We start from the raw sequence: 14801 nt of genomic DNA, 5'->3' as shown, positions 1-14801 counted from the left end.
ATGTGTGGTGCATTTTTTCTAGCAATGTTTACAGTGAAAAGTAATGATAAAAGTGTTTCTATTGGTATAATAATTGGTATGGTTGTTACATTTTTAATAAGTCAACAAATAAATATTAGTTGGATATGGAATCCTGCAATTGGTTTTGTAATAACGTCTATTAGTGGTTATTTATTCAGTTGCTTTATAAAATCAAATAAGAGTGAAGATGAAAAATATAAGTACACTTTGATTGGTCAAAGAAAAAAGATGATTTCAGATAATGAAGTGTCAGAAGAGGGAGTTTCTAAACTACCTTTAGAATTTGACAGATATTCAATAGTACTAATAGTATTTTTTTTACTACAATATATTATTCTTTATTCTATAGGAAACTATTAAAATACACGAAAGAAAGGTAGGTTAAATTATGGCAATAACATTAAAAGATATAGCAAAAATAGCTGGTGTAAGTGAATCTACTGTTTCTAGATGCTTAAATGATAGCCCATTAGTCTCAAAAAAAACAATGAGTCGAGTAAAAAAAATAGCTGAAGAATATAATTTTCAGTGTAATGTAAATGCAAGAAATTTGGCTAATAGAAAAACAAAACGTATTGGAATAATATTTCCAGATGAATTTTATAAATTTAATATGAGAGATTTTTTTAGTTCTTTAGAGGAATACCTCCTTAAGGGTGTTGAAGAACAAAATTATGAAGCGGTAGTTTATACTTTAAATAGTAGAAGTCGTGTAAAAAGTAATATAAAAAAACTTACCAACGGAAGAGAAGTAGACGGACTTTTAATTGCCTGCAGAGATATCCCAATAGAAGATATCGAAGCACTAAAACGAAATAAGGTTCCACATACGTTGGTCTATTATAAACCCAAAAAATACTGTGGTCCAATGAAACTATTTACAAATGATAATGTTTATAGTGGCTATCTTGCTACGAAGTATTTAATTGAAAATGGATGTAAAAAAATTGCTACTATCACAAGTGATAATAAACAATTAAAAAACTATTCTCAGCGCACTATAGGTTACCTAAAGGCTATTAGAGAGTCTAAGTTAAAAATAGAAAAAGATTATATAATAAAAGATATAATGGATTTTAAAACTGGAGAGAGTCTCGCTTTTGAAAAAATAAACTTTTTTAAAACAATTGACGGAGTAGTCTGTCAGCAAGATAAGATTGCTCTGGGGCTTATTAAAGGACTTATTAAACAAGGATTTTCTATTCCAGAAGATATATCTGTAATTGGTCATGATAATTTGGAAATCGTAGATTTCTTTGATCCAAAACTTACAACTGTTCAACAGCCCTTTAAAAATATCTGTGAGAATGCTGTAATTGACCTATTTGATCAGATAAATGGAGTAGATAAAAAGGTTAGAAGGATATTTAAAAGTAATATTATTGAAAGGGAAACAGTTAAAACTAGATTTTAATATTTTTTTAAGGGACTAAATTAATTTAGTCCTTCTTCCGTTCTCTCTTCCTTCTACCTTTAAAAGTATTCTCATCCCCAGATAACACCGTAAAGTAAATATTTTAACTTGAAACACATTTGAAATTCCTTTGTTATAGTATAAGTAATTATATTAAGATCGCTTACAAAATTTATTTAGTGAAGAAGGATAGATTATTAAAAATATACCAAATAAAAGGAGAAAAATATGAAAAGAATAAAATTAAATGAAGGTCTAACACTTTCCAAAATAATCCATGGTTGGTGGAGAGCTGAAAATTGGAATATGACAGTAGATGAAAGAGTAGAATTAATAAAAAAATGTTTAGCAAAAGGAGTAACAACATTTGATCATGCTGATATCTATGGGGGAGGAATTTGTGAAGAACTTTTTGGAGAAGTTTTAGAAAAAAATCCTAAACTTAGAAAACAAATGGAAATAATAACTAAATGTGGAATTAGGTTTGAGCATCCAAATATGCCTAAAAATGATGGACATTATTATGATAGCAGTTACGAACATATTATGTATACTGTAGAAAAATCTTTAAAAGGGTTGAAAACTGATTATGTAGATCTATTATTGATACACAGACCTGATATGTTTATGGATCCTAAAGAAGTCGCAAAGGCGTTTGTAGAGTTAAAAAGAAGTGGAAAAGTAAAAAGTTTTGGAGTTTCCAACTTTCTTTCAGAACAATTTGACATGTTACAGTCTTATTTAGATTTTCCACTTACTATAAATCAACTTGAGTTATCTGTTGGTTGTTACGATAATTTTGAAAATGGATCTGTAGATAACGCGCTTAAAAATAGGACCAAACTTATGGCTTGGTCTCCTCTTTTAGGGGGAGAGTTATTTTCATCTCAAGAAGATAAATTTGTAAGACTTCGTAAAACACTAGAAGAAATAAAAGAAGAAGTTGGAGCCTATGGTATAGATGAAATTGCTTATGCATGGCTAATGAATCATCCTAGCAACATAGCACCTATTGTAGGGTCAGGGAAAATGGCGAGAATAGAGGCTGCTATAAGAGCTTTAGATATAAAACTTACAAGAAAACAGTGGTTTAATATACTTGATGCATGTAGAGGTTTTGAAATAGCTTAAAAAGTAAAAGGTTTGTGAATTATTACAGTAATCATAGATCCCAATGGAATTTCCAAAAAAAGCTAGAACAACTTGAGACTTTATTAAAAAACCTGTGACTTTCTTAATTGATATTTAATTTTTTTTTATTAGATTTCTATGATATTATACTAATATTATTTAGTTTTATACTAAATTAAAAAAATATTTATAGGATATTTAAAAAATTAAAAGGAGGATTATGATAAGAAACCTATATATTTATCATAATAAGATGTGAAAATGAAAATACTGAAATCAAAAAATATTTTTTATGTAATTTGTTTTATAATACTAGGTTTAGCTTTATCTAGTTGTAGCTCAACTACATCTAAAGTAAAAACTGAAATGGATAACGATGTTATGTATCAAGTCTCTACATTAAATGCTTTGATGCTAGGACAATATGACGGGGCTGTTACCGCCAAAGAATTTTTAGCTAATGGAGATACTGGGATAGGAACTTTAGACCAATTAGATGGAGAAATGATTGTTGTAGATGGAAAGATGTATCAAATAAAATCTGATGGGAAAGTCTACACAGTTTCAGACAGTACAACGACTCCATTTGGTGTAATCACTAATTTTGAAAAAGATATAACAGTAAAAGGTTTAAATGGAATAAAAAATATTGATGAATTGAAAAATATCGTTAATAAAAGTATAGACTTAGAAAAAAATAGAAATTATATTTATGTTATTAAATTAGAGGGAGAATTTAATAAAATACATGTACGTAGTGTTCCTAAACAAAATAAACCATATCCAGCATTAAAAGAAGTTGCAAAGCAGCAAACAGAATTTAAATACAATGATTCTAAAGGAGTAATTGTAGGAGTATACTTCCCAAATTATTTCAGTCAATTAAATGTAAGCGGTTGGCATTTCCACTACATTTCTAATGATAGAAAAGTTGGAGGACATTTACTTAATGTTGATGTAAAATCAGCAGTTCTTGATATAGATGTTACAGATAAATTTAAACTTATTATGCCTAAAAATGACTCATTTGGTAATGTAGACATGACCGGTGTTCTTCAATCTGATATTAAAAAAATAGAAAGTAAATAAATACAGATTAATGTAATATAATAAAAATTCCTACAGTTTTAAAACTGTAGGAATTTTTTATTGTATAGAAAATTATAAACTTAAATATTTGTAAAAGAAATAAAAGGTTATTTAGACAGTAAAAAATTACTTTTAGGAGTTTACTTGGGACTGTTGCAAGTTTTGTATAAACTATAAAAATTAATGTAAAACTTTTATAAAATGAGAAGTAATAATTTTTTAATTATTGCTTCTCGTTTTCAATATCTTTGTATATATCAGATAAACACAATATAATATTTTAGTGATTTTTTATTTTTATCTATTATGTACTAAGTTATCTACGAGATGACACGCTACAAAATGCCCCTTTGAAATTTCATTTAATCCAGGATCTCCATGACTGCATTCTGGTCTAGCATATGCACACCGTCTTGCAAATCTACACCCTTCTTCTGGATTTATTGGAGAAGTTATCTCTCCATGTAATTCAATTCTATCCATCTTATGCTTTAAATTTGCTACTGGAATAGCGGAGAGTAAAGCTTTTGTATATGGATGTCTTGGGTTTTTAAATAATACTGCAGATGGTGCTTTTTCAACTAATTGTCCTAAATACATTACTGCAATATCATCTGAAAAATGTTTAACTACAGATAAATCATGAGTAATAAACATAAAAGTCAATCCTAATTTTTGTTGTAAATCTTGCATAAGGTTTAAAACTTGAGCTTGGATAGATACATCTAATGCTGATACAGGTTCATCACAGACAATAAACTTTGGATTTAGCGATAATGCACGAGCTATACCTATTCTTTGTCTCCTCCCTCCATCTAATTCATGAGGATATGTATTTAATAGTCTTTGACTTAACCCTACTAAGTCCATTAATTCTTTTACTTTATTACCTAATTCTTTCTTATTGCTAACTAATTTATGAATGATCAACGGTTCTCCTATGATCTCACTTACGGTCATTCGAGGATTTAAGGATGCAAAAGGATCTTGAAATATTATTTGCATGTCCTCTCTTAATTTTCTCATCTGATTTTTATCAAATTCCCTTATATTTTTACCCTCAAAAAAAATATCCCCATCTGTAGCTTCTAAAAGCCTAAGAATTACTCTTCCAGTTGTAGACTTTCCACAACCAGATTCTCCTACAATCCCTAAGGTTTTGCCTTTTTCTATAGAAAAATTTACTCCATCTACTGCATGTAACATTCCTTTAGGAGTTGAAAAATATTTTTTTAAATTTCTTACTTCTAATATTTTATCTGCCACTTTTATTCCTCCCTATATCCATTCTTGTTTAACATCTTTTTCAAACATTAGACACTTAATTCTATGCCCATCAATATTTGTATGCTTCGGTACTCTACTAGAACAAATATTTTTGGCTTTATCACACCTAGGATGAAATGCACATCCAGAAGGTAGATTAGTTGGATCTGGCATACTTCCCTTAATGGGACTAAGTCTTGTAACATGACTGCCTAGACTTGGTATAGAACCGAATAATCCCATTGTATATGGATGTTTTGTAGATTCGAATATATCCTCTATCTTTCCATATTCTATAATTTCGCCACCATACATTATAGCTACCTTATCACAAACTTGAGCTACTACACCTAGATCATGTGTAATCATTAGCATGGCTGTTTTAAACTTTTCTTTTAGGTTATTCATAAGGTCTAATACTTGAGCTTGGATAGTAACATCTAAAGCTGTTGTAGGCTCATCTGCAATAAGTAACTTCGGATTGCATGCAAGTGCAATGGCAATTACAACCCTTTGTTTCATTCCACCAGAAAATTGATGAGGATAATCATTGTACCTTGTTCCTGAAATACCTACTAATTCAAGCATTTCTTTGGCTTTTTCAATTGCTGTTTCAACATTTATATCTTGATGAATTAATATTACTTCCGAGATTTGTTCTCCAACACTCAATACTGGATTCAATGATGTCATTGGATCTTGAAATATCATAGAGATCTTATTTCCTCTTATTCCTCTCATATCATCCTCAGAAAGTAACAATAGATCCCTTCCTTCAAATTCAATACTCCCCCTCATTATTTTACCTGGAGGATTAGGTATAAGTCTCATCATTCCTAAAGCTGTAGTAGTCTTTCCTGCTCCTGTTTCTCCTACTAGTCCTAACGTCTCTCCCTCTTTCAAATCTAAATTAATACCATTCACTGCTTTTACTACTCCATCTTCAGTTGTATACTGAATAGTAAGATCTTTTATATTTAATAATTTATCACTCATAAGACTTTTCTCCTTTTGTTATAGTATAGAAAAATATACCCCAACATACTGCTGATTCACTCTATGTTGTGCCTATTTGGATGCAATATCACTCCGCTTTATTTAATTATGATTTTAATCGTGGATCTAATGCGTCTCTAAGTCCATCTCCAACTAAGTTTAAAGCTAAGATAGTAATTACTATTGCTATGCCTGGAATAGTAGTTACATGTGGTGCATATCTAAGGTATTGTCTACCTCCTGAAAGCATTGCTCCCCATTCTGGTGCAGGTGGTTGAATACCTAAACCTATAAAACTAAGTCCAGCTGTTGAAAGTATTGCTCCTGCTACTCCTAATGTTCCTTGAACAATTACTGGAGCAAGTGCGTTCGGTATGATGTGTTTAAATATAATTCTAAAATCATCTGCTCCAATTGCTTTAGCTGCTTCTACAAATTCCTGATCTCTTATTGAAATTACCGATGCTCTCACAATTCTTGCATATCCAGGAACCGAAGATATACTGATTGCAAGCATAAGATTAAATAAGTTTGGTCCTAGTGCCGAAACTATTGCAATAGCAAGTAAAATACTAGGAACTGCAAGGAAAACATCCATTATTCTCATGATAACATTATCTAATTTTCCACCATAATAACCAGCTATAGCTCCTAAACTCCCACCAATAACTATGGAAATCCCAACAGCTAATATTCCGACTTGCAGTGATACACGGGCACCATGAATAAGTCTAGCAAACATATCTCTACCGTATTCATCGGTTCCAAAAATATGTGCTCCACTTGGACTTTGTAATCTATCTCTTAAATTTTGCTTGATTGCTAAACTATCATATGGTGCAATAACATCAGCAAAAATAGCTAATAGGACTATTATTGATAAAATTGCAATACCAGCCATGGCCATTTTATTTTTTTTTAGTCTTCTCCATACTTCCGCCAACTGACTTCTTTTTTTATTTACAGTTTCGTTAGAAGAATTTTTATCTATATTTTCACTGTTTAATACTTCTGACATAATTAAATCCTCCTTTTATTTATATTGAGATTTAACCCTTGGGTCTACAAATCCATATAAGATGTCTACAAATAAATTTACTATTGAAAATGTTGTAGCAAGGAATAAAACCGCTGCTAACACAACTGGCGTGTCCTTACTTCTAATAGCTTCTACCATCATTCTTCCCACTCCTGGCCAAGAATAAACAGTTTCTGTAAGTACCGCTCCACCTAATAAGTAACCAAATTGTAATCCTACAACTGTGATTACTGGAATTAATGCATTTTTAAGAGCATGTTTGTTAATAACTTTTTTTTCACTAACACCTTTAGCTCTAGCTGTTCTAATATAATCTTGTCTAATTACTTCTAACATAGACGATCTAGTCATCCTTGTAATTATTGCTGCAGCTCCTGTTCCAAGTGTAATAGATGGAAGGATCAAACTTTTCCACCCTCCAAATCCACCTGATGGTAACCACCCTAAACCAACTGAAAAAAATAAGATCAACATAAGTCCTAACCAGAAGTTTGGCATTGCAACCCCTAAGAGGGCAGCTATCATACTGGTACTATCCATTATAGAATATTGTTTAGTCGCAGATATAATTCCCACAGGTATACCAATTAATATAGCTATTATCACACCAATTATTGCCAAAATTAATGTATTTGGAAACCTTTGGAAAATCTCTCCAAATACCTCTCTACCACTTGTATAAGATCTTCCAAAATCTCCTTGTACTGCATTTAGAACAAATCTTCCATATTGCATTAAAAATGGATCATTAAGTCCCATCTTCTCTCTGAGTGCTAGCACTTGTACTTTAGGAGCACTTTCTCCTAAAATAAGTTGTGCTGGATCTCCAGGTGTAAATGACATTATTGAAAATACTAAAAATGATACACCCAATAATACTGGTATCAATAATAATATTCTTTTAAATATATATTTATGCATATTCCCCCCCTAATTTTTATATTTATTTCTTTAAAAAAATCACCCTCTAAAATTAACTATTTCAGAAGGCAATTAAGATTATTTTTGTTGATCAAAATACACTCCGTAGATCTTATGATGTCCTGCTGGATTTAATTTAAATCCTTTTACATCTTTATTGATACCAGCATTCATTGTTTGATAATATAATGGATCTACTGGTAAATCTTCCATGATTTGCTTTTGAATTTTAGCGTATAGTTCTAATCTTTCTTTTGGATCTGTCGATGATTTAGCTTTGTCTAGCCACTTATCTACATCTCTATTTCCATAAAAAGATCTATTCCCAGCTCCACCAATGTTAGCACTGTTAAATAAGGCATTTAATCCATAGTCAGCGTCTCCTGTAGTGGTAACCCAACCTAAGATAAACATCTCATGATCTCCTCTTGCAGTTCCATCTAAGTAAGCTCCCCATTCTACTGGTTCTACTGCCATTTCTATTCCTACTTGCTTTAATTGATCTTGTACAATAGTTGCAATTTGCAATCTTACTGGATTATCATTTGTCCATATTGTAGTTTTAAAACCATTTGGATATCCTGCTTCAGCCAATAATTTCTTAGCTAATTCTGGATCATATTCATATGATTTTGCATCTTTATCATATCCAAATACTTTTGGTCCAATAGGTGAATTTGCTTTTGATCCAGCACCATCTAATACTACATCGATGATGATATCGACGTCTATTGCATGTCCAATGGCTTGTCTAACTAACTTATTATCAAATGGTGCTTTTTCGAAGTTAAATCCAATATATGCCATAGATAATGATTCTTCTTCTATCAAGTTTAAGTTTTCGTTATCTTTGACTTGGTTTTTATCAATAGGTTCAATATCATATGCAATATCTACTTCACCAGTTTCTAAACTGATAGTTCTATTTGTACCTTCAGTTATATTTCTAAAGATTACATTTTTAACTTTAGGAGCTCCTAAGAAATAATTTTCATTTGCTTTTAATACAATTTGGTCTCCTGAATCCCATTTTACAAATGCATATGGTCCTGTTCCAACTGGATGTTGTCCATAGTCATCTCCAGCTTCAGTAACAGCTTTTTCATTTAAGATAGAAGACGCTGTATGTGCTAAATGGTGTAATAATGGCCCGAATGGTTCCTTTGTAATTATTTTAACTGTATAATCATCTACTACTTCAACTTTATCCACAGCTTCTATAATATGATGAACAGTTGGTGAAGCTAACATCTCTTCAATTGTAAATTTAACATCCGATGCTTTTAACTCTTCCCCATTATGGAATTTCACTCCCTTTCTTAGATGAAAGATCGTTGTTGTAGAATTTGGTTGGTCCCATGATTCTGCAAGTGCAGGTACAATATTCATATCTACATCAGTTGATACCAACCCACTATAAATTTGTGCTGATACTCTAGATGACGGTTGATCATTTGATGCATGTGGATCCAATGATTTAGCATCGGCTCCTTGAGCTACCACCAAAGTATCTTTTAGTTTAGTTTCTTTTTCACCACCACCACAAGCTGTTAACGTTATTAAGACAACCAATGATGAAATTAATAATAAAAATTTTCTCATATTTCCCTCCATATTTATTCTTATTTTTATAAGCTATTTCTAAGATAATATTACCCCTTTATTTTTAATTTGTCAACAAAATAATATACTGCTGTTTCATTTAATTACTTTTTCAACAGTTACCGAATTTTTATACCCAATTAAACATAAAATACTAAAATTTTATACGTATGTGAAATAAAAAAAATTAAAATATTATTTTTTTTTAAAATCATAATAAAGTTTACCTTTAAATAAGTCAAATTAAAAAAAATATTTTAGTTTTTCATTATTTTTTTTAAAGTTTCATAAGAAAAAATGATATTCACCACAAAAAAATATTTAATTTATAAGTTCCTATATTTTATTATAAAAAGGAAAAAAAGAAAATAAATATATATATAAGTAATCATTAGAGTTTTTAAAGAAACTTAAACTTATATAAAAAATTAGGATTTTTATGTCACTGATTTTGAGGAGATCTTTTATGAAATTAAAAAAAAGAAAAATAAATACTATCTATGTTTTTATTATTTTAGTTATTAGTATATTACTAAATATATACTATGAAACCAATAGTTTATATCACGACGAACTTCAAAGAATAGATAAAAATCTTTATAAAACAGCCAAAAATATACCTTTTTATCTTGGAAATGATTATAATTTTAAAAATATGAATAAAAATTCATACAATGAAAATCAAATTTTAAAAACTTCAAAAAAACTTATAGATATAGCCCATATAAATGGAGTTGATTATCTCTATACAATTATAATTGATGATAACATGCCTACATATACTTCTATTGGGGGAGCTAGTGAAGAATACCTTGAATATTTTAAAAAGAAAAATCTCTCTCAATTTTATTGGTTTACTTTTGAAGATGTTGAAGATGATTCTATTCAAGAAACTATTAATATATTTAACAGCGAAGATATAGTCTATCTCGATAGTTCTGATAACCTTGGTACATATAGATCTATATATATTATATCATTAACAGAAGACGGTAGAAAGTATATCTCAGGGGCTGATATGACAATTACCAATTTAAATAAACTAGTCTTTAAAAAAGTTTCTTATCAAGTATTACATACATTATTATTATTACTAATATTAGTATTATTTGTATTAATAATATCTGAAAATATAAAAGAAAAGAAAAAAATTAAAGAAAATTTTATCAAAAGTATTAACTATGATGCTCTTACTGATGTTTTAAAAAGAAAAGAAGGGATAGAAAGACTGAATAAAATAATTAAACCTCTTTCATTTGAAAAAAAACAAATATTTGTAGGGTTGTTTGACATAATGGATATGACCTATATCAATGAGGAGTTTGGTACAAAAATAGGTGACGATATGATAAAAAAACTTGCTGATGTATTAAAAATAACCTTTAGAGAAACAGATGAAATTATTAGATTAAATGGTGATCAATTCTTAGTTGTTCTTAAAGAGTTTTCAACTAATCAGACGATAAAACAATTAGAAAAAAGATTTGAATCATCTTTAAAAAAATATGATTTCTTGAAAAAAAGGGAGTTGCATATTACTGTTCGTAAAGTCTTTTTAAAATGGGATGATGAAACAGATTTAAACTCTATGCTCAGAGTTTTATTTGAAAAACTAAGAATTATAAAAGGTAATACTCAAAAAGAAATTGCTTTGATGGAATTTGATATTCAAAGGGGCCTTCATAAAAATGAATTCGTAGTTTACTATCAACCGAAAGTTAATATCATAACCAAAAATATAGAATTTGAAGCCCTTATGAGATGGAATCACAAAGAAAAAGGCTTGATTCCTCCTATAAAATTTATATCTATAGCAGAAAAATCATCCCTAATAATCTCCCTTACAGAATTTTTAATAAAACAAGTAAGAAAGGATATAGAATTTTTAAAAACAAAAGTATCTGTAAACATCTCTCCTACTCATTTCAATAAAGAATTTTTTCTAGAGGAAATGCTTGAAAAATATGACAATTTAGATGGAATAGAATTTGAATTAACAGAAGATAATTTTATAGATGAAGTAGATAACTCTATAAAAAAAATTGAAATTTTAAAAAGTAAAGGAGTAAATTTTCTTATCGATGATTTTGGGACTGGTTATTCTTCTTTATCTTCACTAGCCAAATTGCCCATAACAACTTTAAAAATTGATCGATCTTTCGTAGTAAATATGTTTAAAACTAATAGAGATATGAATGTTCTAAAAACAATTATCCAGTTAGGTCAAAATCTTAATCTCAAAATTGTAGTAGAAGGAGTAGAAGAGTTAAAAGAAATTAATTTGTTAGCAGATTTAGGAGTTTCTATTTTTCAAGGATATTATTTTGGTAAACCTGAAAAACTAGAAACGGTCTTAAAAAAAATAAAAAATAAAACTTATTTGATGAATTTAAAGAAATGAAACACTCTAATTTTAAAGGGAATCCCTGTGAAAATACTTTTTTAGTGTAATCTCACAGGGATTTTTAATATTTTAGTATTCTTACACTTACCATCTGTTCCCCAACTTTAAAATACAATAACTGCTACATTCTGTCTAGGAATTCTCCACCACTTATCTTTATATTTAGGATCATAACCTACAAAATCATGGTATAAATAACTTTCATGTTCTTCTGGACTTCTAACACATTTATGTGATCTTTTATATGTCCCCAACGTGATTATTGCTCTTTCTTTTCTTTCTTTTACGGCCTCTTCACTTCCTAATTCTTCCACTATATCATCGTTTAGTGGAATGCCATGGATATAACCACCGCCACTAAATCTTATCCCATAATTAGCTCTTGAATATTTTTTTACTATTTCATAATCTTCCTCATTTAATCCTTTTTCTGTTATGTTTTCATCAACGCTTTCTCCTAGTTCTTCTTTTTTTACTTTTACTTCATAAGGAAAAATCACTTGCTTTACTGTATTCCCAACTAAAAAATAACCTTTTGGAGTTTCATAGGAGTCACGGTTGTTATTTACTCCACTTGTAATTAAGGAATAGGAAATTAAATCCCAAACATCATTCCTCTTCAAAAATACACCTTGATTTTGATTTTTTAAATCAATTACTATAACTCTATTTATTCCATCACTTATATCAATTTTTTTTGTTTTCCCTTGTTCTATTTGGTATATTCTCATCGAATCAGGGATAGATACAAGATATTTCTCTTGAATTTTTTCTCTTATAGCGACTATTCTCCCATCTGAAAGATATCTCAAATAACTTTTCCCACTGGGATTTATATAGGTCCCTTCAATACTCTGTTCTCCCCTATTTCCATACATATCTACCGGAATTCCTTCTTTTTCAGTAGAGCCAGGTTTATATTGAATTATACGTTGAATACTCCAATTATTTATCTGGGCTTCTGCAATAAAAAGATCTAAGTTCCTTGCTCTTTTTGCCATTTCTTCAAAATCAAATTCTCTTTTTATCGCTACAGAGGAATGAAGATAACCAATATTTTTTTTATATTTAACTTTATACCAAACCCTATTATTTTTAATCTTATTCCCTTTTACCCTTCCTAAGACCTCTATTTTTTCTTTTATATTTGTTTTATCTAGAATTCTTCCGGTTATCGATGTCTCACTTCGTATATTTGCTCTAGAGTTAGTGAATAAATAATTTATTAGTGGTAGCTCTCCATTGTATTCAATTTTTTTTTCGTATAATGGCACTGTTTTCAATTTTATAGGTGTACTACTCATAGCTTCTTTATTTTCTACTATTGTTAACTTTATCTCTATAGGAAGAACTACCTCTTTAGCGCTACAACCATAGAGAGATGTTATTATAATTAATAATACATATAAAAATTTCATATTTCCCCTCCAATTCTAAATCTCATTTATAATTCTAGTTGACATAATACTGTAATTGGGGTAAACTAACCCTACTTGGTTTGCATCTATAGCTCAATTGGATAGAGCATCTGACTTCGGATCAGAGGGTTATGGGTTCGATTCCTATTAGGTGCGCCACTTTCGATTTTAACAACTGAGTTTATTCAACTCATAAATTTGTGGAGACAATTTGGGGACAAAAGTTTAAATATCGTTTAATTTATTTAAAACTTCCAACACCTTATCTTCATTAGAATCTACTAAATGTGAATATGTATCTAAGGTCATTTTTATACTATCATGACCTAATCTTTTTGAAATTTTAACAATGTTTACTCCGCTTTGAAAAAGTATTGAAGCGTGGCTATGCCTAAAATCATGTAGGCTGAATTGTTCTAGTTTCAATTTTTTTATTGCTAAATTTTTACGTCTATGTAAGTTTGTTCTACTAACTTGAAAAATTCTTTTTACTTCCTTATCATATAGAGTCCCTATATATATCTTTAAATTATCTATCAAAAAATCTGGAACTTTTATAACTCTAATAGATGATTTAGTCTTTGGCGTTGTAATATATCCCTTTTTATCAATTTTAGAATAAGTTTTATTTATATTTATACTACTATCATCAAAGTTCAGATCTTTTATATTTAGAGCTAATACTTCACCTATTCGACAACCACTATAATATAGTAAAGAAAATATAAGTGAAATTTCACTATTATCAAATGTTTTAATCTCCCTTATAAACCTTTTGTATATTTCAGGGGTTATTATATTGATATCTTTCTTTTCTCTTAATAAAGGTGATTCTTGGACTCCTCCAGTTACTCTGACAGGATTTTCTTTAATTCCATAAAATTTAACTGCATAATTAAATATTGCACTCAATTCTTTTTGTAAAGTTTTAAAGTAACTTTTTGTATATTCGTTTTTTAATTCATGATTTTGCCATTTTTTTATAGCTGCAGGTGTAATATCTTGGATTAATTTATCTTTGAAATATGGTATGAGCTTTCCGCTAAATACTCTTTTTTTTCTTGCAAATGTACTAGCTTTTACTCTTACTTGTATATCTTCTAGATAAATTTCTGCTAGCTGTTTAAAGCCTAACATTGAGCTTGTTTCTTTTTCTTCAGAAAGAAATTTAATTTCCCATTCTTTGGCTTCCTTTTTTGTTTTAAAACCTCTTTTTTTCTTTTTCTTCTGCTCATTATTATAGGTTTTATACCTTATTTCTACATACCAACTATTCCTTAGCTTATCTTTATATACACTCATAGACTAATTAATCCTATAACGTTTATCAAAATATTTTCTATGTAATCTACCACATATAGTCTTATACCCCTGCTCTTTTAGCTCTGCATTTAACTCTCTTATTATTTTATATGCTGTATTTTCTGATATATCCAAAATTTTCATTAAATCTTCTTTTCTATAGAAATCTTTCATCGCTACCTCCTAAACAAATCTTTA

At 29.3% G+C, this 14801-nt stretch carries 12 protein-coding genes, 1 tRNA gene and 1 pseudogene; 6 read left to right on the top strand and 8 right to left on the bottom strand.

Annotated elements, in window-relative coordinates; all coding sequences use genetic code 11:
- The 4 genes and pseudogenes from WBG30_RS02335 to budA form a co-directional block, all read left to right on the top strand.
- A pseudogene (locus tag WBG30_RS02335) lies at positions 1-381 on the top strand (hypothetical protein); the annotation flags it as partial.
- A 28-nt stretch (positions 382-409) separates the two neighbouring features.
- Entirely contained in the window at positions 410-1435 is a 1026-nt protein-coding gene (locus WBG30_RS02330; protein ID WP_424503033.1) for a LacI family DNA-binding transcriptional regulator, read from the top strand.
- A 228-nt stretch (positions 1436-1663) separates the two neighbouring features.
- Positions 1664-2566: an aldo/keto reductase gene (locus tag WBG30_RS02325; RefSeq protein ID WP_424503032.1), complete on the top strand. Its 903-nt coding sequence runs from the start codon at positions 1664-1666 to the stop codon at positions 2564-2566.
- A gap of 261 nt (positions 2567-2827) precedes the next feature.
- Complete coding sequence (gene budA / locus WBG30_RS02320; RefSeq protein ID WP_424503031.1) at positions 2828-3655, top strand: acetolactate decarboxylase; 828 nt, start codon at positions 2828-2830, stop codon at positions 3653-3655.
- A 297-nt stretch (positions 3656-3952) separates the two neighbouring features.
- On the opposite strand, the gene WBG30_RS02315 is transcribed toward budA, so the two are convergent.
- The 5 genes from WBG30_RS02315 to WBG30_RS02295 form a co-directional block, all read right to left on the bottom strand.
- The gene (locus WBG30_RS02315) at positions 3953-4861 is read right to left on the bottom strand and encodes an ABC transporter ATP-binding protein (protein WP_424503034.1); all 909 of its coding nucleotides are present in this window, start codon (positions 4859-4861) and stop codon (positions 3953-3955) included.
- A gap of 72 nt (positions 4862-4933) precedes the next feature.
- Complete coding sequence (locus WBG30_RS02310; protein ID WP_424503030.1) at positions 4934-5917, bottom strand: ABC transporter ATP-binding protein; 984 nt, start codon at positions 5915-5917, stop codon at positions 4934-4936.
- 106 nt (positions 5918-6023) lie between these two features.
- Positions 6024-6935, bottom strand: a complete 912-nt coding sequence (nikC, locus tag WBG30_RS02305) for a nickel transporter permease (RefSeq protein WP_424503029.1) — start codon at positions 6933-6935, stop codon at positions 6024-6026.
- A 15-nt stretch (positions 6936-6950) separates the two neighbouring features.
- On the bottom strand, positions 6951-7877 hold the full coding sequence (gene nikB, locus WBG30_RS02300; RefSeq protein WP_424503028.1) for a nickel ABC transporter permease: 927 nt from the start codon (positions 7875-7877) through the stop codon (positions 6951-6953).
- A 78-nt stretch (positions 7878-7955) separates the two neighbouring features.
- Positions 7956-9479, bottom strand: coding sequence for a glutathione ABC transporter substrate-binding protein (locus tag WBG30_RS02295; RefSeq protein ID WP_424503027.1), 1524 nt, complete (start codon positions 9477-9479; stop codon positions 7956-7958).
- A gap of 466 nt (positions 9480-9945) precedes the next feature.
- On the opposite strand from WBG30_RS02295, the gene WBG30_RS02290 reads away from it, so the two are divergent.
- On the top strand, positions 9946-11880 hold the full coding sequence (locus WBG30_RS02290; protein ID WP_424503026.1) for an EAL domain-containing protein: 1935 nt from the start codon (positions 9946-9948) through the stop codon (positions 11878-11880).
- A 107-nt stretch (positions 11881-11987) separates the two neighbouring features.
- Here the strand turns inward: WBG30_RS02290 and WBG30_RS02285 are convergent, their stop codons facing one another.
- Complete coding sequence (locus WBG30_RS02285; protein WP_424503025.1) at positions 11988-13301, bottom strand: SH3 domain-containing protein; 1314 nt, start codon at positions 13299-13301, stop codon at positions 11988-11990.
- Between the two features lie 82 nt (positions 13302-13383).
- Between WBG30_RS02285 and WBG30_RS02280 the strand changes: the two genes are divergently transcribed.
- A tRNA-Arg gene (locus WBG30_RS02280) sits at positions 13384-13460 on the top strand.
- A gap of 66 nt (positions 13461-13526) precedes the next feature.
- Here WBG30_RS02280 and WBG30_RS02275 read toward each other — a convergent pair.
- Both WBG30_RS02275 and WBG30_RS02270 read right to left on the bottom strand, forming a co-directional pair.
- Positions 13527-14603, bottom strand: a complete 1077-nt coding sequence (locus tag WBG30_RS02275; RefSeq protein ID WP_424503024.1) for a site-specific integrase — start codon at positions 14601-14603, stop codon at positions 13527-13529.
- 3 nt (positions 14604-14606) lie between these two features.
- Complete coding sequence (locus WBG30_RS02270) at positions 14607-14777, bottom strand: transcriptional regulator (RefSeq protein ID WP_424503023.1); 171 nt, start codon at positions 14775-14777, stop codon at positions 14607-14609.
- Positions 14778-14801 lie beyond the last annotated feature (24 nt).

Origin of the sequence: Psychrilyobacter sp. (assembly GCF_049671765.1) — a bacterium.
Classification (GTDB): Bacteria; Fusobacteriota; Fusobacteriia; order Fusobacteriales; family Fusobacteriaceae; genus Psychrilyobacter.
Note: the sequence above shows the minus strand (reverse complement) of the source record. Positions and strands in the feature narration are given on the sequence as shown.

Excerpts from the sequence above, each read along its gene's own strand:
- WBG30_RS02330 (WP_424503033.1), top strand. The coding sequence starts at position 410 with ATGGCAATAACATTAAAAGATATAGCAAAAATAGCTGGTGTAAGTGAA.
- WBG30_RS02275 (WP_424503024.1), bottom strand. The coding sequence starts at position 14,603 with ATGAGTGTATATAAAGATAAGCTAAGGAATAGTTGGTATGTAGAAATA.
- WBG30_RS02295 (WP_424503027.1), bottom strand. The coding sequence starts at position 9,479 with ATGAGAAAATTTTTATTATTAATTTCATCATTGGTTGTCTTAATAACG.
- WBG30_RS02310 (WP_424503030.1), bottom strand. The coding sequence starts at position 5,917 with ATGAGTGATAAATTATTAAATATAAAAGATCTTACTATTCAGTATACA.
- WBG30_RS02290 (WP_424503026.1), top strand. The coding sequence starts at position 9,946 with ATGAAATTAAAAAAAAGAAAAATAAATACTATCTATGTTTTTATTATT.
- budA (WP_424503031.1), top strand. The coding sequence starts at position 2,828 with ATGAAAATACTGAAATCAAAAAATATTTTTTATGTAATTTGTTTTATA.
- nikB (WP_424503028.1), bottom strand. The coding sequence starts at position 7,877 with ATGCATAAATATATATTTAAAAGAATATTATTATTGATACCAGTATTA.
- WBG30_RS02270 (WP_424503023.1), bottom strand. The coding sequence starts at position 14,777 with ATGAAAGATTTCTATAGAAAAGAAGATTTAATGAAAATTTTGGATATA.
- nikC (WP_424503029.1), bottom strand. The coding sequence starts at position 6,935 with ATGTCAGAAGTATTAAACAGTGAAAATATAGATAAAAATTCTTCTAAC.
- WBG30_RS02315 (WP_424503034.1), bottom strand. The coding sequence starts at position 4,861 with ATGTTACATGCAGTAGATGGAGTAAATTTTTCTATAGAAAAAGGCAAA.
- WBG30_RS02285 (WP_424503025.1), bottom strand. The coding sequence starts at position 13,301 with ATGAAATTTTTATATGTATTATTAATTATAATAACATCTCTCTATGGT.
- WBG30_RS02325 (WP_424503032.1), top strand. The coding sequence starts at position 1,664 with ATGAAAAGAATAAAATTAAATGAAGGTCTAACACTTTCCAAAATAATC.